The 16,375-nt window shown below is 65.7% G+C and carries 14 protein-coding genes; 10 read left to right on the top strand and 4 right to left on the bottom strand.

What is annotated here, in order from left to right:
• Positions 1–106: 106 nt before the first annotated feature.
• A complete protein-coding gene (locus T331_RS0104710; RefSeq protein WP_026439213.1) occupies positions 107–1,018 on the bottom strand; it encodes a cytochrome c oxidase assembly protein in 912 nt (303 codons plus the stop codon).
• On the bottom strand, positions 1,011–1,502 hold the full coding sequence (locus tag T331_RS0104705) for an Lrp/AsnC family transcriptional regulator (protein ID WP_008493969.1): 492 nt from the start codon (positions 1,500–1,502) through the stop codon (positions 1,011–1,013). Before T331_RS0104705 ends, T331_RS0104710 begins: the two co-directional genes overlap by 8 nt.
• Positions 1,503–1,672: 170 nt before the next feature.
• Here T331_RS0104705 and T331_RS0104700 point away from each other — a divergent pair, with 170 nt between their 5' ends.
• On the top strand, positions 1,673–2,734 hold the full coding sequence (locus tag T331_RS0104700) for an NAD(P)/FAD-dependent oxidoreductase (RefSeq protein WP_026439212.1): 1,062 nt from the start codon (positions 1,673–1,675) through the stop codon (positions 2,732–2,734).
• Positions 2,735–2,800: 66 nt separating this feature from the next.
• Here the strand turns inward: T331_RS0104700 and ndk are convergent, their stop codons facing one another.
• Positions 2,801–3,223 carry a nucleoside-diphosphate kinase gene (gene ndk / locus T331_RS0104695; RefSeq protein WP_008493965.1) on the bottom strand — a complete coding sequence of 141 codons (423 nt, stop codon included), beginning with the start codon at positions 3,221–3,223 and terminating at the stop codon, positions 2,801–2,803.
• Between the two features lie 90 nt (positions 3,224–3,313).
• Between ndk and T331_RS0104690 the strand changes: the two genes are divergently transcribed.
• The 7 genes from T331_RS0104690 to T331_RS0104660 all read left to right on the top strand — a co-directional run bounded on the left by T331_RS0104690 (position 3,314) and on the right by T331_RS0104660 (position 11,445).
• Entirely contained in the window at positions 3,314–5,182 is a 1,869-nt protein-coding gene (locus T331_RS0104690) for an ABC-F family ATP-binding cassette domain-containing protein (protein ID WP_026439211.1), read from the top strand.
• 183 nt (positions 5,183–5,365) lie between these two features.
• On the top strand, positions 5,366–5,947 hold the full coding sequence (locus T331_RS19035) for a chalcone isomerase family protein (RefSeq protein ID WP_051622150.1): 582 nt from the start codon (positions 5,366–5,368) through the stop codon (positions 5,945–5,947).
• A gap of 75 nt (positions 5,948–6,022) precedes the next feature.
• Positions 6,023–7,174: an AI-2E family transporter gene (locus T331_RS17320; RefSeq protein ID WP_051622148.1), complete on the top strand. Its 1,152-nt coding sequence runs from the start codon at positions 6,023–6,025 to the stop codon at positions 7,172–7,174.
• Between the two features lie 243 nt (positions 7,175–7,417).
• The gene (locus T331_RS0104675; RefSeq protein WP_026439210.1) at positions 7,418–8,254 is read left to right on the top strand and encodes an ABC transporter substrate-binding protein; all 837 of its coding nucleotides are present in this window, start codon (positions 7,418–7,420) and stop codon (positions 8,252–8,254) included.
• Positions 8,255–8,272: 18 nt separating this feature from the next.
• Positions 8,273–9,025 (top strand): amino acid ABC transporter permease, encoded by a 753-nt coding sequence (locus tag T331_RS0104670; RefSeq protein WP_026439209.1) that lies wholly within the window; start codon positions 8,273–8,275, stop codon positions 9,023–9,025.
• Positions 9,022–9,798 carry an amino acid ABC transporter ATP-binding protein gene (locus T331_RS0104665; RefSeq protein WP_026439208.1) on the top strand — a complete coding sequence of 259 codons (777 nt, stop codon included), beginning with the start codon at positions 9,022–9,024 and terminating at the stop codon, positions 9,796–9,798. Before T331_RS0104670 ends, T331_RS0104665 begins: the two co-directional genes overlap by 4 nt.
• A gap of 57 nt (positions 9,799–9,855) precedes the next feature.
• The gene (locus T331_RS0104660) at positions 9,856–11,445 is read left to right on the top strand and encodes a gamma-glutamyltransferase family protein (protein WP_008493957.1); all 1,590 of its coding nucleotides are present in this window, start codon (positions 9,856–9,858) and stop codon (positions 11,443–11,445) included.
• A gap of 203 nt (positions 11,446–11,648) precedes the next feature.
• On the opposite strand, the gene T331_RS0104655 is transcribed toward T331_RS0104660, so the two are convergent.
• A complete protein-coding gene (locus T331_RS0104655) occupies positions 11,649–11,942 on the bottom strand; it encodes a PAAR domain-containing protein (RefSeq protein WP_008493956.1) in 294 nt (97 codons plus the stop codon).
• Positions 11,943–12,250: 308 nt separating this feature from the next.
• On the opposite strand from T331_RS0104655, the gene T331_RS0104650 reads away from it, so the two are divergent.
• Together T331_RS0104650 and T331_RS0104645 are read left to right on the top strand one after the other, a co-directional pair.
• On the top strand, positions 12,251–13,867 hold the full coding sequence (locus T331_RS0104650; protein ID WP_026439207.1) for a ShlB/FhaC/HecB family hemolysin secretion/activation protein: 1,617 nt from the start codon (positions 12,251–12,253) through the stop codon (positions 13,865–13,867).
• A 22-nt stretch (positions 13,868–13,889) separates the two neighbouring features.
• A partial coding sequence (locus T331_RS0104645; protein ID WP_026439206.1) for a two-partner secretion domain-containing protein occupies positions 13,890–16,375 on the top strand: 2,486 nt, incomplete at its 3' end.

Raw genomic sequence — 16,375 nt, 5'->3', positions numbered from 1 at the left:
GGCTGTTCCAGATCTTCATTCATCTGGCCATTATCTTGGCCCTTCAAGGCGTTGCAGGCAGAAGCCTGACACTTATCTGGGATAGCCCCAAAATTTTTATTTTATCTCAGCGCCCGGTCCATTTCGCCTCATAGATCTTCGCCCCCTTCGGCGCCTCGATCGTCGCATCCAGCTTCATCTCCGCCAGCCTCAGCGCATTCAGCGTGATGATCAGCGCCGCCACATTCATCATGCCCGAGGGGATCCATTCGATGATCCCGCCCAGCATCTGGTCATGGGCGGAAGAGATGGTCGGGAACAGCCGCCCGCACAGCTCATAGAAGGAGAACAGATCCCGCCCGGTCAGCGCGATATAGGCGCCGATGGCGATTTGCGGAAACATCACGAAAAACCCGGTGCCCGCCCGGGTGAGGTAGGAAAACCGGCAAGGCGGCTGCGGGCGCGGGTCCAGCACCACCATCCAGAACAGCACCCCGCCGGCGAGGCAGGAGAGATTCATCACCCCATACAGAAACGGGTCGATCATCGCGGCGAAATGCACGTCTGGGATCAGCCAGATGTCGGAGCTGAACAGAAACACCACCATCGCCGCCAGCGGATGGGTGAGCGGGCGCAAAGGCCGCCAGAGCCGGCGCGCGGCGGCCACAACCCGCCCCGGCGCCCCCGCCGCCAACACCGCCCCCGGCCAGGAAATGCCGGCGCAGAAAGGCGCGATCATCCCCAGCATCAGCGCCTGGGCGCGGTTGAGGAAGAACATATGCTGGGCGAGATATTCGAAATGCGTCTGCAGCACGAACCAGGTGCCGAGCAGCCCCAGCCAGAAAAACCCCTGCCGCACGCGCCCGGGCTTTTCCGCCAGCCGGCGCAGCCCGCGCCAGTACCAGAGGCCAAGCAGCAGGCAGCCGAGAAAGACGATCGGGTTGAAGACGAAGGGTAGCAGAAACGGCAGCTCGGCCGGGATATAGGCGCACATCCCCCCCACCAGCAGCGTGAGGAGGATGAGCCCCGCCTCAGCCATGCAGCCGGTCCATCGGCACGCCGGAGAGGGCGCGGCTGGTGCGGATGGTCTGCAGCGTCTGCACCCGGGCCACGGTGGGGGCGTTGGTCAGGCGCTGGGTCAGCTGGTTTTCATGCGCCGCATCCCGCGCCACCAGTTTCAGCAGGAAATCCCCGCCGCCGCGGATCATGTGGCACTCGCGCACCTCCGGCCAGCCGGCGACGAAGGCCTCGAACGCCTCCAGCACCGAAAGCTTCTGGCTCTCCAGCCCGACGACGACGAAGAAGGCGATCTGCCAGCCCAGCTTATGGCCGTCGGTGTCGGCATGGTAGCCTTTGATATAGCCGGCCTCCTCCAGCCGGCGCACCCGGCGCAGGCAGGGCGGGGGCGAGATGCCGGCCCGCCTGGCCAGCTCGACATTGGTCATGCGCCCATCCTCCTGCAATTCCGCGAGGATCTTGCGGTCGATTTCATCGAGGATGAGGGCGTCGGTCTCGGTCTGCATGCATAATCCGGGTCAGGTTTCACGCAATATAATTGCGTTCATCTATTTGGCCATGGGCAGTTTCGCTTTTCAACCAATGCCGGGCGGAAATCCGTCGCTTGGTTGACGCCGCGCGGCAAACCGGGCCCTGATGGCGGCATGGGCATGATGACACAAAGCGCGCAAAGCCAATGATCGACGCCGCCATCATCGGCGCCGGAGAGGCCGGAGTCGCGGCGGCGCGGCGGCTGCAGGCGCGCGGGGTGCGGCGGATATTGCTGCTGGAGCGCCGTGGCGCGGTGGCCCTGCCGCGGCCTCTGCCAGGGGTAGAGTTGCGGCTGGGGCATGAGGTGCGGGCCCTGGATCCCAACGGTGGGCTGGAGATCGCGGCGCCGGACGGGCCAACCCGGCTGCGCGCCCGGCGCGTGCTGCTGGCGATGGGCGCACGCCAGGAGCCGCCCTGGCCGGGGGCGGTGACGCTCGATGCGCTCACCCCCGGCGCACTGCCATTCCAGCGCCCGGCGCTTCTCGGCCTCTCGCCGCGCGCCCCGGAGGCGCTGGCGCTCTGTGCCCGTCTCGGCCTGCGCCCGGCGGGGCTGCTGGCCAGCGCGGCGGGGGAGCGCGCTGCGTTGGGGCTAAAAATCGCAGCGCTACGATACCGGATCAGGCTGTTCGAGACGCGCTGGCCGGAGCGGGCCGAAGCCGGCCCAAAAATCGAAACGCTACGATTATCGGATGGCGGCAGCCTGGCCTGCGATGGCGTGTTGCTCTCCGGCTGCTGGGTGGCGGAGGCCGGTCTGGCCCGGCAGAGCCATCTCGGCTGGGACGCCTCCGGGCTGATCCAGGACCAATATGGCCGCTGCACCGACCCCGCCTTTTTCGCCGCCGGGGATGTGGTGGAACAGGTGCCCGGGCAGGGCGATGCCGCCGGGGCGGGGCGCCTGGTCGGCGATTATATCGCGGATGATCTGGAAGGCGGACTGCCCTCCTGGGAGGGCGGGCTGGCGGTTCTGCCCGGCGACGGGGTGGCGCGGGTCACGCCGCAGATGCTGGCGCATGTGGTGCCGCTGCGCGGGCGGCTGCTGGTGCATCCGGTGGCGCCGGTGAAGGGGCTGCTGCGCATCCTGGCTGGGGAGGCGGTGCTGTATCGGCGCTGGGTGACGCTGCGGCCGGGGCAGCGTTTGGCGATTGATCTGCACGGGCTGAAAACCCCGCCCGACGATGCGCGGCTGACGGTTGAGATCAGGCCCTGACCTCAGCCATGAAAAAAACCCGCCGGGAGACCCGGCGGGTTTTTTAGGCATCAGCCTGGAGGCTGATTACGCGACGATCTCGATCGCGGCGAAGAAGAAGGAGATTTCCTGCGCGGCGGCTTCCGGGCTGTCGGAACCGTGCACGGAGTTCGCTTCGATCGACTCGGCGAATTCCTTGCGGATGGTGCCGGGCTCGGCGTTCGCCGGGTTGGTCGCACCCATGATCTCGCGGTTCTTGGCGATGGCGTTCTCACCCTGCAGCACCTGCGCCACCACCGGGCCGGAGATCATGAAGGAGACCAGATCATTGAAGAACGGGCGGGCGGCATGCACGGCATAGAACGCCTCGGCCTGGGCCTTGGTCAGGTGCAGGCGCTTGGAGGCGGCGATGGTCAGGCCGGCCTCTTCGAACTTGGCGTTGATCTTGCCGGTCAGGTTGCGGCGGGTCGCGTCCGGCTTGATGATGGAGAGGGTGCGCTCAGTGGCCATGATACTCGCTTTCCTAAAGGATGTTGCGCGCGCAATAGCCGGGCGGCCCAGGCGTAGCAAGCCCTGGCAGGTTAATATACAGGGAAGCCCATGAGTGTTCTGCGCCTTGAAGACCTGTCCTTCTCCATCGCCGGCCGGCCGCTGCTGGAGCATGCCTCGCTGCTGCTGGATGAGGGCAAGCATGTCGGGCTGATCGGCCGCAATGGGGCGGGCAAATCCACGCTGCTGAAACTGATCGCCGGGGTGCTGCGGCCGGATGGCGGCAAGGTGATGCTGGGCAACCGGGTGCGGCTGGGCTACGTGGCGCAGGAAGCCCCGGGCGGGACGATCACCCCGCTGGAGGTGGTGCTGGCCGCCGATACCGAGCGCGCGGCACTGCTGGAGGCCGCCGAAAACCCCGCCACCCCGGCGGAAAAGCTGGCGGAAATCCATGACCGCCTGCTGGCCATCCAGGCCGACAGCGCCCCGGCCCGCGCGGCGGGCATCCTCTCCGGGCTCGGCTTCAACGAGGACTGGCAGGCGCGGCCGATGAGTTCCTATTCCGGCGGCTGGCGCATGCGCGTGGCGCTGGCCGCGGTGCTGTTCGCCGAACCGGACCTTTTGCTGCTCGATGAGCCGACCAACCATCTGGATCTGGAAGCCACGCTCTGGCTGGAGGGCTATCTGCAGAAATTCCCCGGCGCCATCCTGCTGGTCAGCCATGACCGCCAGCTTCTGGATAAGGCGGTGGAGGCGACTGTGCATCTGGAAGCCGGCAAGCTCAACCTCACCCCGGGCGGCTTCGCCGAATTCGTGCGGATCAAGACCGAGCGGGCGATGCAGCAGGCCCGTGCGGCCGAGCGCGTCGCCGCCCAGCGCGCCCATATGCAGGCCTTCGTCGACCGCTTCCGCGCCAAGGCCACCAAGGCCCGGCAGGCGCAGAGCCGGTTGAAGGCGCTGGAGAAATTGCCGCAGATTGATGCCGTGGTGGAGGCGCAATCGGTGCCCTTCTCCTTCCCCTCGCCGGAGGAGCTGCCGCCGCCGATGCTGCAGCTGGAAGGGGTCGATATCGGTTATGACGGCAAGGCGGTGCTGAGCGGGGTGTCGCTGCGGATCGACATGGAAGACCGCATCGCGCTGCTCGGGCAGAACGGCAACGGCAAATCCACCCTGGCGAAGCTGCTGGCCGGGCGCCTCAGCGCGTTGCGCGGCCGGGAATTCCGGGTGAAGGGGCTGCGGGTGGGGTATTTCGCCCAACATCAGGAGGATGATCTGGTGCTGAGCGACACGCCCTATGACCATCTCGCCCGCGCGTTGCCGCAGGCGCTGCCCGCCCAGGTGCGCGCCCAGGCGGCGCGCTTCGGGCTGGATGCGGACCGGGTGAATACGCCGGTGGGCCAGATGTCCGGCGGCGAGAAAGCCCGGCTGCTGCTGGCGCTGGCCACGCGCGATGCCCCGCATCTCTTGATCCTGGATGAGCCGACCAACCATCTCGACATCGATGCCCGGGATTCGCTGATCAAGGCGCTGACGGATTTCGAGGGGGCGGTGATCCTGATCAGCCATGACCCTTATATCGTCGAGCTGGCGGCGGACCGGCTGCTGCTGGTGGGCCAGGGCAAGGTGACGCCGTTCGAGGGCGATCTCGCCGCCTATGCCGCCACAATGTCCGAGCGCGTCGCCCCGGCGCAGGCGAAAAAGCTGGAAGAGAAAAAGAACGACAAGGCCGAGCGCGCCCAGGCCCGCGCCCGGCTGGCGCCTTTGCAAAAGGCGGCGAAGGCGGCGGAGAGCGCGTTGAACAAGCTGACGGCGGAGAAGGCGCTGCTGGAGGGCAAGCTGGCGGATCAGGGGATTTACGCGGCCTCCAAGGCCGCCGAGCTGAGCAAGATCACGCTGCGTCTGGGACAGCTGAAAGGCGAGATCGAGGCTGCGGAGCTGGCCTGGCTGGAAGCGGCGGAGGCGCTGGAGGCAGCGGCCTAGAACAAGATGCGTTCAGCTTGGCGCGCTGAAACATACATAGAGCGCGTGGGTTCAACCCCTCCCGCCCTAACGGCAGACAGGCCCTCGCACCAGGTGAATGCAGCCGTACCAGGAGATTATGATCCGTTAAGACAGCGTTTTTTCGCGCGCCGCGCCGGACGAAAATCTCCTATAGGGTTGCGGATGATCCGCTTCAGCAAAGCCCGCCTCTGCGCGGCCGTTTTCGCTCTAAGCTGCGTCACGGGGCTGCAGGCGCGCGCCGCCGAGATGGCCGGCGTGCAATTGCCGGACAGCCAGACGCTCGGCACGCGCCAATTGCAGCTCAACGGCATGGGGCTGCGCACCTATTCGCTGTTTCACGTGCATATCTATGTCGCCGGGCTGTATCTGGCGCATCCGAGCCGCAACGCCGCCGCCATCCTGAATTCCGACTCGCCGAAAATCCTGCAGCTGCATTTCGTGCATAATGTCGCCGCGCCGCAGGTGCGCAAGGCCTGGGCCACCGGGCTGGCGGCGAACTGCTTGGCCCCGTGCAGCCTCAACCAAGCCGAGCTGAGCCGGTTTCTCGCGTCGCTGAACGCGGTTTCCGCCGGCGAGACGGTGACGTTCATCTTCCAGCACGACAAGGCCGACGCCTATGAGAATAGCCACTATCTCGGCCAGATCGCGGACCCGGAATTCGCCAAATTGATTTTGGCCATGTTCATCGGCCCGCATGTGCAGGCCCCCGGGCTGAAGCGCGCGCTGCTCGGCCAGACGGGGTAGATCGGATGTTGCTCTAATTGATTTTTCCGCGCCTTGTCGCAGATAGAGACGAGGATCTGTGGAGATGACACCGACATGACGGAAGACAACGCCGCCCCGGCCGGAACCTGGCTGCGCGAGGGGCAGGCGGGGATGAGCCGGACCCAGGGCTATTGCAGCCTCGCCGCGGTGGCGCTGCTGGTGCTGGCCGGGCTGTTCACCTTGCGTGAGTTTCTCCCCGCCTTGGCCTGGACGGCGATTTTTTCCATCGCGCTGTGGCCGGCCTTCCGCCGCACCGCCGCGCGCTGGCCGGGGCATCGGCGGGTTTTGCTGCCGGCGCTCTTCGTGCTGGCCGTGGTGGTGGTGTTCGTGCTGCCGGCCATCGTCATCGCCATCCCCTTCTCGATGGACGCGCATGCGGCGCGGGAATGGTGGATGCAGGCGCAGCAATACGGCATCGACCCGCCCGCCTTTCTCAGCGAGCTGCCGCATGGCGGGGCGCTGATTTCGCTCTGGGACGAGAAAATCGGCCAGCCGGGGCAGATTTCCACCCTCACCCATGGCGCCATGCAGGGCGGCGGGGCGAAGCTGCTCAGCCATTTCGGGCAGGAGACGGTGCACCGGGTGGTGCTGTTCGGCTTCACTTTGCTCGGGCTGTTCTTCTTCCTTCGCGACGGCGACTACATCATCGACCAGGTGCTGGTGGCCAGCCGCCGCGCCTTTGGCAGCGCGGGCGAGGATATTGGCCGGCAGATCGTCAATTCCGTGCATGGCACGGTGAACGGGCTGGTACTGGTCGGGCTGGGCGAGGGCGTGGTGCTGGGTGCGGCCTATTTCATCGCGCATGTGCCGCACGCCACTCTGTTCGGGCTGCTCACCGCGATTCTGGCGATGGTGCCGTTCGGGGCGGCGGTGGCGATCGCGGTGGTGGCTTTGGTGATCCTGGCAACGGGCAGCCTGGCGGCGGCGATCAGCATCGTCGTGATCGGCGTCATCGTCACCTTCGTCGCCGACCATTTCATCCGCCCGGTGCTGATCGGCGGGGCGTCGCGGGTGCCGTTTCTGTGGGTGCTGCTGGGGATTCTGGGCGGGATCTCGGCCTGGGGGCTGGTCGGGCTGTTCATCGGCCCGGCGGTGATGACGGCGCTGATCCTGGTCTGGCGGGAATGGGTCGGCTCACGCCCCGGCCCGATCAACCCGGTGGCGGAGGAACTGGAGGGCGATCCGGCGGCGCATATGCCGGAGTGACGCGTCGCGGCGTTGAATATTTTTAAACCGGTCGCCGCGCGCCGCGCGGTCTATGCGCGATTATGAGCACGCAAAGCTGAAAACACCCGCACTCTGATGAATGCGGGGGCAGCTTATGTTTTTGTGCTGCTTTTTTACCAAAAAATACGATTGTATACCGTTGTGTTCTTCATCACCATGCCCCTCTCAAACCTGCCCGCCATGGGCGGCGGCGGGCGATTTCGTGTCATGGAGATGATTGGAATGGCGATGTTCGATAAACTCACCGGCGTGGCGTTGGGCCTGATGCTCGCATCCTCCTGTCTCGTTCCCGTGAGCGCGCGGGCGGATGGGCTGCCCGCCAGCATCACCGGCAGCAAGACGCTGACCTTCTGCAGCTCGCTGAGCCAGCCGCCGATGGAATTCGTCAATGCCCAGCAGCAGCCGCAAGGCGCGGATATCGAGCTGGGCGACGCGCTGGCCAAGCGGCTGGGGCTGACGGCGAAATGGGTGAACACGCCGTTTTCCGGGCTGATCCCGGCTTTGCAGGCCGGCGCCTGCGATGCGATCATCTCCCAGCTTTTCATCAAGCCGGCGCGGCTGCAGGTGGTGGATATGGTCCCCTACATGTATTCGCAGGAGATCATCCTGTTCAAGAAAGGCATGCCGACGGTTGATACACTCGCGGGCCTGTCCGGCAAGAAGGTGGCGAGTGTCACCGGCACCACCGCGACGGTGCTGTTGCAAGCGGAGAACGACAAGCTGAAGGCGGCGGGCAAACCGCTGATCAACATCGTCGATTTCCCCTCCAACACCGATGCGCTGCAGCAGCTGCAATTCGGCCAGGTGGCGGCTTACGGCGTGTCCTACGAGATCGGGCGCTATTATAACCAGACCGCGCCGGGGGAATTCGTCACCGGTGGCGCGCCTTATTTCAAGATCCTCACCGGCATCGCCACCAGGAAGAATGAGCCCGGCCTGCGCGATGCGTTCGCGGCGCAGCTCGCGGACATGATGAAGGATGGCAGCTACGCCGCCATCTTCAAGAAATGGGATCTGGCGTCCGACGTGCTGGACGCGCCGATGCAGCCGCAGCCTTGATCCTTCAGGTCTGATCCCGTGCATTTCGATTGGTCGTATTTCTGGGCTCAGCTGCTCACACCGAGCAGCGCCTTCCTGGTCGGGCTGGGCCTGACCGTCGCCATGGCGGTCTCGGCCGAGATCATCGGCGTGGTGCTTGGCTTGCTGTTCGCGCAGCTGCGGCTCTCGCGCCGGCGCAGCCTGCGCGCGATCGCCAGCCTCTATATCTGGGCGGTGCGCGGCACGCCGCTGCTGGTGCAGATCGTGTTCATCTATACCGGGCTGGCGGCCGCCGGGATCATGCATTTCTCGGATTTCACCCTGGCCGGGATCACCATTCCGGGAAATCTGCAGGCCGGCATTCTGGCTTTGGGGCTGCATGAGGGCGCCTACATGGCGGAGATTTTCCGCGCCGGCATCATGGCGGTGGATAAGGGCCAGACCGAAGCGGCGAAAGCCCTGGGCATGCCGCCGCTGATGCTGATGCGCCATGTGGTGCTGCCGCAGGCGCTGCGGGTGATTCTGTTGCCGATCGGCAACCAGTTCAATATCCTGCTGAAGAACACCACTTTGGTCAGCGTCATCGGCGTTTCGGAAATGCTGCTGGTGACGGAGACGATCAATTCCGCCACCTTCCGCACCTTCGAGCTTTATGCCGTGCTCGGCATCTACTTCCTCATCCTCACCAGCGCCTGGAGCTTGTTCATGGGCTGGGTGGAAAAGCGGCTGCAGCTGGGCCGCAAATCAAAGATCGTGCGCATCCAGGCAGTGGCGGCGGAGGCGGAGTCATGAGCATGGCGGATGATATTTTGGTCGATATGCAGAATGTCGATAAATATTTCGGCGCCAACAAAATCCTGGATAATGTCGATTTCACCGTGAAGCGCGGCGAGGTGGTGGTGCTGATCGGCCCGTCCGGCTCGGGCAAGACCACGCTGTTGCGCTGCATCAACCATCTCGAGACGATCGAGCATGGGCGGATCATGGTGAATGGCAAGATGATCGGCTACCGGGAAATCGGCGGCAAGCTGATCGAGGACCGGGAGCGCAACATCGCCGTGCAGCGGCGCGATGTCGGCATGGTGTTTCAGCGCTTCAACCTGTTCGCCAACATGAATGTGCTGCGCAACATCGCCATCTCGCCGCAGCTGGTGCGCAAGGCGGCAAAGCAGGAGGCGCTGGCACAGGCGCGGGCGCTGCTCAAGCGCGTCGGGCTGGCGGAGAAGGAGGAGGCTTATCCCTCCGAGCTTTCCGGCGGGCAGCAGCAGCGCGTGGCGATTGCCCGGGCCTTGGCGATGAATCCGGCGATTTTGCTGTTCGATGAGCCGACCTCGGCTTTGGACCCGGAGATGGTCGGCGAGGTTCTGGCGGTGATGCGCGAGATCGCGCAGTCCGGCATGACCATGGTGGTGGTGACGCATGAGATGGGCTTCGCCCGCCAGGTCGCGGACCGGGTGGTGGTGATGGCACAGGGCAGAATCATCGAACAAGGGCCGCCGGACCAGATCTTCGGCGCGCCCAGCCATCCGGTGACGCAAAGGCTGCTCGGCGCCGTGCTGCATTGACGCCGCGCGCCGGGCGCGACACTCTTCTCTCACAAAAAATTCAGGGACAGACACAGAATGCGGGACTTCCACGCGCCGGGCCGCAGCCCGATCTATGCCACCAATGCCATCGCCGCGACCTCGATGCCGCAGGCGAGCCTGACTGCCATCGAGGTGCTGAAAGCCGGCGGCAATGCGATGGATGCCGCGATCGCCGCCGCCGCCGTGCTGGCGGTGGTGGAGCCGCACTCCACCGGGGTGGGCGGGGATCTGTTCTGCCTCTATTCACCCGCCGGCAGCGGCAAGGTGATCGCGATGAACGCCTCCGGCCGCACCCCGGCCGGGCTCTCGCTGGAGGCGCTGGCCGCCCAGGGGCTTTCCGCCTACGAGAACAGCTCGCCGCATGCCGTCACCATTCCCGGCGGCGTCGCCGGTTGGGAGGCGCTGGTCAAGGCGCATGGGCGCAAGGGGCTGGATGAGCTGCTGGCCCCGGCGATCCGCTTCGCTGAGGAGGGCTATGTGGTGGCGCCGCGCGTCGCCGATGACTGGGCCGACCCGGATGTGCTGGCCAAGCTGAGGAAGCACGAGGCGGCCTTGTTCCTGAAGGATGGGCAGGCGCCGGCCACCGGCACGGTGATGCGCAACCCGCAGCTGGCCGCGACGCTGCGCGCCATCGCCAAGGACGGCGCCAAGGCGTTTTATACCGGGCCGATCGCCGCCGAGATCGTGAAGGATCTGCGCGCCCGCGGCGGCTTCCATACCGAGGAGGATTTCGCTGACGGGCTGAGCCTGGCGGAATTCGTGACGCCGATCTCGCGCCCCTTCGCCGGGCATGATGTCTGGGAATGCCCGCCGAACGGCTCGGGCATCATCGCGCTGATGCTGATGGGGATCATGGACGGCTTCGCCCCGCCCGGCGATCCGCTCTCGGTGCTGCGCCTCCACCGGCATCTGGAGGCGGCGCGGCTGGTCTATCGCGACCGCGACGCCTTCCTGGCCGACCCCAAGCAGGTGGATGTGCCGGTGGAGCATCTGCTCAGCGACGCCTATATTTCGGGGCTGCGCGGGCTGATCCAGGACGACCGGGCGCTGGACACGCTGCCCCCGGCCGGGCACGCGCACAAGGATACGGTATATATCACCGTCGTCGACAAGGACGGCAATTGCTGCAGCTTCATCAACTCGATCTTCCAGAGCTTCGGCTCGGGCATCGTCGCCGGCAATACCGGCGTGGTGATGCATAATCGCGGCTTCTCCTTCAGCACCAAGCCGGGCCACCCCAACCAGGTGGCGCCGCGCAAGCGCCCGATGCACACCATCATCCCCGCCATGGCCTTCAAGGACGGGCTGCCGCGCTTCGTGTTCGGGGTGATGGGCGGGCAGTATCAGCCGATGGGGCAGAGCTGGGTGCTCTCCAACATGCTGAATTACGGCATGGACCCGCAAGCCGCCTTGGATCTGCCGCGCATCTTCCCCTATGCGGGCAAGGTCGAGGCGGAGCGCGGCATTCCGCAGGCCACCCGCGATGCGCTGGCCGCGATGGGCCATAAGGTGGTGCCGGCGGCGGATGCGCATGGCGGCGGCCAGGTGATCGAGATCGACCGTGAAAAGGGCATCCTGATCGGCGGCTCCGATCCGCGCAAGGATGGCTGCGCTCTGGGGTACTAGAGCAATATGTGTTTAGATTGACGCGGCAGCGTCAAGATAAACACATGAAATTGCTCGCCAATATCAAAATTAGAGCCTCAAGCTAAAAGCTTGAGGCTCTAAGCCCAGCAGGATGAGCGCTCCGCACGCCGCGTCAGCAATGACGCGGCGTTTTTTATTATAAAGGTGACAAACCTGTCGCGCCCCAACCAAAACGGCGCGGTTCAGCCGCCGATCATCACCGTGAAGCAGCCGAGCACGATCATGCCGCCATGGGCGCAATTATCCAGCATCCGCGCCGCCGGCTTGCCGCCGATCATCACCGTGGCCGAGCCTTTGATGATGCTATCCGGCGGGCCGACACAGGTGAGGCTGTCACCCATCACCGCGGCGGGCATGCCGCCGATCAGCACTGTCGGCGCGCCGGGGCCGATGATCGGCCCGCCGACATGCGGGACCAGCACATCCACCATCGGGCAGACATGCATATCGGTCAGGCGGGCGGCGGGCATCGGCATGCCGGCAGCTTAGCCCCGCGGGGGGCGGCAGTTCAACATGAAAGCGCGTATCATCTCCCGACCCGTGTAGTTTAATATACGAAACGTCCAAATTTCACGATTACGCGTTAGCGTTGAAAAAGTTTTCTGTTTATACCGGTTTCGCAAAGGGGTTAAGGCGAGGTAAAATGCGACGCGCAACGTTCAAGGCCGGAAGAATCGCGCGCGCCGCCATGTCGGGCGCGGGCCTTGTTATGGTGGCCGGCCATTGCGCTTTTGCTCAGACGGCCAGCGTTCCCAGCCTGGCAACCTCTCCCTTGCCGCACATCATGCCGCAAACCCCGACGACACTCGGCAAGGGGCTGCCGGATTTTTCAAAAACCGGGACTGAGGGGCCGTTGCCGGCGGTTTCGATTCAGGTGCATTCGGCCAGCATTGTCGGCGCCACCGCCTTTCCCGCCGCGAAACTGAACGGCATGATCGCCGGGCTGGCGGGGCAGAGCGTGCCGCTCACCAAGCTGGAAGCCGCCCGGCTGGCGCTGGTGCGGCTCTATCGCAGCCATGGCTATATTCTCTCCACCGTGACGCTGGATGTGAGTGCCACCGGCGATGTGCGCTTCGTGGTGACGGAAGGCTATGTCACCAACGTCAAACTTTCCAAAGATATCGGCCCGGCCGGCACCATGGTGCTGGGGTTTCTCAATCACCTCACCCAGGAGCGCCCGCTGCGCGAGGCAGCCCTTGAGCGCTGGCTGCTGTTGGCGCAGCAGGTGCCGGGCGTGTCCGTGCATGCGGTGCTGCAGGCCGACCAAGGCAACCCTGGGGCGCTGACGCTGGTGGCCGAGGTTTCCAAGCAGACCCTTTCCGGGCTGGTGACGGCGGATAATCGCGGCTTCGATGAAACCGGCCCGGCCGAGGGGCTGCTGGTGGCCGACATCAACAGCCTGACCGCGCATGGCGACCAGACCGAGATCTCGTATTTCCATACCAGCGGCAACACCGATAATTTCGGCCAAATTTCAGAGAGCTTCTTCATCGGCACGTCGGGTCTGCAGCTGAAGCTCTATGGCGGCGCCGGGCGCGCCCATCCCAGCGGGGTGCTGCGGTCTGCCGGCTATCAAAGCCAGGTGGAGGTATTTGGCGGCCAGCTCAGCTATCCGGTGCTGTTGCGCCGCAACCAGGCGCTGACCGCGCGGGTGCGGCTGGACGCGGCGCAAAGCCACATCATGTTCGCCGGCAGCGGGGCCAGCGGCGCCAACAGCGCCGACAGCCTGCGCGTGGCCCGGCTGGGCGGGCAATATGCCTGGCAGGATCTCTGGCTCGGCAACAGCCGCAATGCGCTGAACGTGCTGGAAGTGCAATATTCGCAAGGGTTGCCGCTGCTGGGCAGCTCCGCCGATGGCCGCACCGCGCCGCCCGGCGGCCGCGCCCAGGCGAAATTCGATTTCTGGAAATTCAACGGCTCGATCAGCCGGGTGCAGACGCTGTTTTCGCCCTGGCCGGCGGCGGATGTGGCGCTGCGCACCGAGGTGGGCGGCCAGTACAGCACCGCCATCCTGCCCTCGGCGGAGGAATTCTATCTCGGTGGCACCCGCTTCACCCGCGGCTATTATTCCGGCGAGGTGGTGGGCGACAAGGCGGCCTATGCCACCGCCGAGCTGCAATTGAACACCGGCACGGATTTCACCCTGTTCAAGCATGATTTTGAGATGGGCGCGCAATTCTATGGCTTCTATGATTGGGGCGAGACCTGGGCCAACCTGCCGACGGATTTGAATCATCGCATAGCCTCTGTCGGCGGCGGCGTGCGGCTCGGGCTGACGCGCAATCTCGAACTCGACGGCGAAGTGACGCACCGGCTGGTGACGCAGCTGGTACCCGGCTCCACCCACGTGGCGCCGCTCTCCGAGACGATCATCTACTGGGGTGTAACGGCGCGCTTCTAAGCGGCGCGGCGGGAGACTGAAAATGGCACTGGAACGGCAGATCAAATCATCGCCTCTACGCGGCCAGAGCCGCGCCGCTTGGCGCGGGTCTTGGCTGTTGGCCAGCACCGCGCTCAGCGCCGTGCTGGCGCATGCCGCACCGGCGCGCGCCCAGAGCCTCTCCTCCACCGCCACCCCGCAAGGCGGCGTGGTGGTGGGCGGCAATGCCAGCATCACCCAGGCCACCGGCAGCACCACCATCACCCAGAGCAGCGACCGCGCCGCGATCAACTGGCAGAGTTATAATGTCGGCAGCAATGCGCAGGTGACCTATGTGCAGCCTTCGTCCAGCGCGGTGACGCTGAACCGGGTCGTCAGCCCGGACCCCTCTGTCATTGCCGGCCATATCAGCGCCAATGGCCAGCTGGTGCTGATCAACCAGTCCGGCGTGGTGTTCACCAAGGGGGCGGAGGTGAATGCGCAGGCGATCCTCGTCTCCACCTCCAACATCTCTGATTCCGACTTCATGGCCGGGAAGATGGCCTTCACCGGCACGCCGAATCCGGGGGCGAAGATCGTCAATGATGGCAAGCTGACCGCCGGGCAGGCCGGGCTGGTCGGGCTGGTGGCGCCGCAAGTGGCCAATAACGGCATCATCACCGCCCGGCTGGGCCAGGTGGTGCTGGCCGGGGCGGATGCCTTCACGCTGGATCTCTATGGCGACAGGCTGATCTCTCTGGATGTCACCAAGGCGGTGACGCAGGTGGATCTGAAGGGCAAAATCGTCCCGGCTCTGGTGACCAATAAAGGTCTGATCCTCGCCGATGGCGGCAAGATCACCCTCACCGCCGCGGATGCGGACGGGCTGATCTCGCAGCTCTTGCAGGTGGGCGGCACGCTGCGCGCCAACAGCGCCGAGGGGCAGAGCGGCAGCATTTCGCTGCAGGCGGTGGGCGGGGGCATCAACATCGCCGGCAATCTGCTGGCGCAGGGCCATGCGGTCGCCAGCAGCGGCGGCAAGATCGAGGCGGTGGCGAGCGGTACGGTAGCGGTGGCCCCGCACGCTGTCATCGACGCCTCCGGCCAGGCGGGCGGCGGCACCATCGCGCTCGGCACCGACCTCGCCCGCGCCGCGCAAGGGGCCAGCGACACCACCGCGCCGCGCGCCGCTGCCGTCAGCATCGCCGCCGGGGCGCAGATCAAGGCCAATGCCGTCACCAAGGGCGATGGCGGCAAGGTGACGATGCTGAGCAGCCAGAGCACCGCCTTGCAGGGCACCATCTCGACCACCGGCGGCACGCTGGGCGGCAATGGCGGCCTCGTCGAGATTTCCTCCGACGGCGTCATCAGCCTTGGCGGCACGGTGTATGACACCGCGATCAACGGCCAGGCCGGCGAGATTTTGCTGGATCCGCAGACGCTGATCGTCACCAGCGCCTCCCTCACCAACGCCAACAGCAATTCCAGCGGCCCGTTCAACAACCCCACCACCACGCTGGGTGACACCAGCAGCAGCCCCACCACCTCCTACGTCAATCCAGACGATCTGGCGCTGCTAAACGGCACCATCGTGCTGGAAGCGGCGAAGCTGCTTTCCGTCGCCAGCGCTATAAATCTGAACTTCGCCGACGAGCTGAAGTTGGTCTCAAACAAAAATGTCAGCATCACCGCGGATATATCGGCGCAGGGATCGATCGAGATCGATGCCGCCGGGACGCTGAATGTCGGCGCCTCGCTCAGCGGCACCACCATCACCCTGGCGGATAGCGGCAGCAGCAGCGTCATCGACATCAATGGCGTGATCTCTGGCACCGAATTGATCCTGAATGCCGGCGGCAGCATCGCCGAGGGAGCGTCAGGCGGCATCAGCGCGACCAGCCTCACCGGTGCCGCGTTTGGCGACGCGCTGCTGAGCAATGGCGGCAATACCATCGGCACGCTGGCCGATTTCAGCGCCGGCGGCACGCTGGCGCTGACCGATGAAGGGGCGCTGAGCCAGACCGGCAGCGTCAGCGCCAGCGCGGTGACGCTAAGCGCCACGGCCATGAATTTGAGCGGCAACGTCTCGGCCAGCAGCGCGCTGGAGCTGGCGAGCAGCGGCACGCTGGTGCAAAGCGGGAGCCTAACCGGCACCGATATCAGCCTCTCCGGCTCCAGCCTGGGGCTGAATGGCAGCATCACCGCGACCACCGCCACCCTCGCCGCCACCGGGGCGATCAATCAGGCCGGCAGCGCCGGGCTTGCCGCCGCCAGCCTCTCCGGCAGCGCTGGCGCCTCCATCGCGCTGGGCGGCCATAACAGCATCGCGGCCCTCGGCAGCCTCAGCGCCGCCGGCGATATCGCGATCGAGTCCGTGGCGACGATGACGCTGAACGGGCCGGTGAGTGCTGGCACCAGCCTGGCGCTGGTCACCGCCGGCTTGCTGGAAGGCACTGGCGGCAGCCTGGCGGCGGGGACGATCGCCATCGCCCCGTATAATGCCGGCACGCTCGATCTTGGTGGCACCGCGGTGGCCGGCTTGCAGCTTGC

This window comes from Acidocella facilis ATCC 35904 (genome assembly GCF_000687875.1).
GTDB lineage: Bacteria > Pseudomonadota > Alphaproteobacteria > Acetobacterales > Acetobacteraceae > Acidocella > Acidocella facilis.
This window is presented reverse-complemented; position numbering and strand designations above follow the sequence as displayed.